Source organism: Catenibacterium sp. (assembly GCF_052354645.1).
GTDB lineage: Bacteria > Bacillota_I > Bacilli_A > Erysipelotrichales > Coprobacillaceae > Catenibacterium > Catenibacterium mitsuoka_A.
This window is the reverse complement of record NZ_DAWDDM010000192.1, coordinates 1-3,853: the sequence shown is the minus strand read 5'-3', so window position 1 is coordinate 3,853 and position 3,853 is coordinate 1. Positions and strand designations below refer to the sequence as shown.

Annotated in this window: 2 protein-coding genes and 1 pseudogene; all 3 read left to right on the top strand. The window is 34.5% G+C overall.

Translation table 11 applies throughout. The annotated features are described in order from the left end of the window. Positions 1-234: pseudogene (locus tag ACT8VG_RS08390) on the top strand (M50 family metallopeptidase); the annotation flags it as partial. Positions 235-246: 12 nt separating this feature from the next. Continuing rightward, positions 247-519 (top strand): site-2 protease family protein, encoded by a 273-nt coding sequence (locus ACT8VG_RS08385; protein WP_444195616.1) that lies wholly within the window; start codon positions 247-249, stop codon positions 517-519. A gap of 33 nt (positions 520-552) precedes the next feature. Next, a partial coding sequence (locus tag ACT8VG_RS08380) for a PolC-type DNA polymerase III (protein WP_444195615.1) occupies positions 553-3,853 on the top strand: 3,301 nt, incomplete at its 3' end.

The window sequence follows — 3,853 nt, the reverse complement described above, 5'->3', positions numbered from 1 at the left end:
ACATTAGATATTACTGTCAGACGTGGTAAAGATAGTATTGTGATCAAGGCAGTGAGTCCTTATAATGTAGAACAGGGACGTTATGTTCTTGGCTTTATGCAGGTAACTCGAAGAATGAGTGTCACTGAAGCATTTAGCTATACATTTAAAGAATTATGCGAGATGTCTACTGCAATATTTAATGCATTAGGACAGCTTATTGTGAATTTTGCATCTACTATTAAGCAGATGTAATGACCAGTTGTAATTTATAAAGTAACTTCACAGGTAAGAGAATCTGGTTCTATGACAACGCTTCTTTATTTAGTTGCGATGTTGTCAGTAAATATTGGAATTTTTAACCTATTACCTATTCCAGGGTTAGATGGCTATCAGGCTATTCTTTCTTTAATTGAAGGTATTATCCATAGAGAAGTACCTGTGAAGGTGAAATATGCACTGCAGGTTCTTGGACTTGCACTTGTATTTGGTCTCATGATTGCAGTCACTTATCAGGATCTGCTGCGATTATTCAAATAAAGGAACTTCGGTTCCTTTTTAAAAGGTGATTTTATGAATAAATTAAGTATTTTATTACAACAATTACATATAGATACAAATCAGGCGTTTTCGCAGGCTGATATTACAAGAGTAGTTGTCCATCATGATAGCCGTTATACCTTTTATATCAGTTCACCAGAATTAATGCCTCTTAGTAATGTGAAGGCTTTAAAAGAAGCCCAGCATTTATTCCCTTACCCATGTGAATTCCTCTTTGAAACAACGTCTAATCATTTTAGAGAAGATGATGTCATTGAATATAGTGATTATATTATGCATCATGTATTAGGCAATGTACCTGAAATGCAGAGTATGACAAGAGATGATATGGATTTAAAGAACAATATTTTGACATTACATACTGTTAATCATATTCAATGTGATTCTATTAAGACTCAGCTTAATGAAATGCGTACATTATTATCTGGCTTTGGTATTAATATTGATTTAAGAGCTGAGGTAGATGCAGATAATCATGAATATCAACAGACTATTGCAAAGATGGAAGAAAACAAAGGTGTTCATATAGATTCAAGTGCACTTGAAAAATATAATGAAGCGATGAATGATGCACCTCCTGCTTATTCCAAGCCAGCAGGTAATTATAAACGTTATAAGAAAGAATATGTCATGACGCAGATTAGTCAATTAGATAATACAATGCGTGAAGTAGCGGTACAGGGTTATTGTTTCCAGGAAGAAACAACACAGGTTAAAAGTGGTAAACATATTCAGACACTTCTTGTCACAGATTATTCTGATAGTATTATGGTTAAGAGATTTGAGAATAAGAATCGTAATACATTAGAAGAAATGGAACAATTAAAAAAAGGTGGTAAATGGATTCGTGTCAAAGGTACTTTTGAATATGATAGCTTTGCCCGTGAACAGGTGATTATTGCGACTGAAATAGAAATTATTCCTGCGCCTAAGCCACGTATTGATAAGGCGGAAAAGAAGCGTGTAGAACTACATTGCCATTCTAATATGTCTACTATGGATGGTATTGCGACTGTTGGTTCTTATATTAAAAGAGCAACAGAATGGGGTATGAGTGCTATTGCAGTGACTGATCATGGTAACGTGCAGTCATTCCCTGATGCACAGGCAGCAGCAGGAGACAAGCTGAAGATGATCTATGGTATTGAAATGAACATGATTGATACAAACTTTGATTGTGTTTTTAATGCGAATGGATTAAAGCTTAATGATTTAACATATGTTTCTTTTGACTTAGAAACAACAGGTTTGTCTCAGATAGATGATCATATTACTGAAATTGGTGCAGTAAAAATAAAAAATGGTTTAGAGGTTGGAAGATTACAGACATTTATTAAATCTCCTAAACCTATTTCTAAGAAGATTACTGAATTAACATCTATTACGAATGAAGATATTAGAAATGCGCCTACAATTGAAGAATTCATGCCTAAATTAATGGAATTCTTTGGAGATAGTCTTCTCATTGCGCATAATGGTCGTTTCGATATTGGTATGTTAGATAAGGCGTTAGAGAGAATGGGAAAAGAACCTATTCAAAATCCATGGATTGATACATTGCCTTTGTCTAGACGTCTCATACCATTAATGCGTTCTTATCGATTAGGTGCTGTCTGTCGTTTTTATCATATCCCTTATGATACAGAAGCGGCTCACCGTGCTGACTATGATGCAGAAGTATTAAGTCATTCATTTAATGTCATGCTTCAGGATTTAATTAAGAAAGGATTTAAAACGATTGATGAAATCAATGATATCGAAATAGAAGACAGTTATAAGCATGCTTTCCCTTATCATATGTGTGTTCTTGCGAAAACACCTGAAGGTTTAAAGAACATGTTTAGACTTGTGTCTATTGCGAATACTAAGTATTTCCATCAATGTGATCGTATTCCTAGAAGTGAATTAGAATTCTATCGTGAAGGATTACTATTTGGTAGTGGCTGTTTAAATTCTAAAGTCTTTGAAATAGCTTCTACAAGAGATGAAGAAGAATTAAGAGAAGAAATACGATTCTATGACTATGTAGAAATACAGCCTTTAGAAGATGCGATGTATTTGGTAGATCGTGGTAAGTATGATTCTATTGATGATATAGAAAGAATATACAAGCGTATTATTAAGATTGCGAAAGAAGAAAATAAACTCATCTGTGCGACAGGTGATGTTCATTTTCTAGATAAAAGAGATAAGGTATACCGTGAAGTATTTATTACTAACTCTAAGATTCAGATTAATGGTAAACCTCATCCACTTCTTGTAAGAAATAATCCTCGTGCTTTAACACCTGATGTTTATTTAAGAACAACAGATGAAATGTTGGAATGCTTCCCTTATTTAAGTGATGAAGATACATATGAATATGTTGTCACTAATACAAATAAGATTGCAGATATGATTGGTGATGATATTATTGTCACAAAAGAAGGATTATATCCACCTTCAATTGAAAACGTAGATAAAAAACTTAGAGAATTGTGTCATAAGAATGCGCATGAGACATATGGTGAAGTATTACCAGAGATTGTATCAGCAAGACTTGAAAAAGAGTTATCCAACATCATCAAACATGGATTCGCAGTTATTTATTTTATCGCTTCAGAACTTGTAAGAGTTTCTAATGAAGCAGGTTACCTAGTAGGATCTCGAGGATCAGTTGGTTCATCTTTCGTAGCCACTATGGCTGGTATTTCAGAAGTAAATCCTCTTGCACCACATTATATATGTCCTCATTGTAAACATAATGAGTTCTTAGAAGAAGGAGTTATTTCTGATGGGTATGATCTGCCTGATAAGAACTGTCCAGTATGTGGACATAAGATGAAAGGCGAAGGACATAATATCCCATTCGAAACCTTCTTAGGGTTCAATGCGGATAAGGTTCCAGATATCGACTTAAACTTCTCAGGTGAATATCAGCCTAAAGCGCATGCTTATACTAAAACAATCTTTGGTGAAGACCATGTCTTTAGAGCCGGTACTATTTCTACTGTTGCAGAAAAGACAGCTTATGGTTATGCAAGAGCATATGCTGAAAACCTAGGTTTAGAAGATCATATCCGTAGTGCTGAATTACAAAGACTTGCTAATGGATGTACGGGGGTTAAACGTACTACCGGTCAGCATCCAGGTGGTATTATCGTTATTCCTAATGACATGGAAGTATTTGACTTTACACCTTATCAATATCCTGCAGACGATGTAAATGCTGAATGGCGTACAACTCACTTCGATTTCCATAAGATTCATGATAACGTATTAAAATTTGATATTTTATTGCATGTCTATCCTACTGTTATTCTTATTCTTCAGG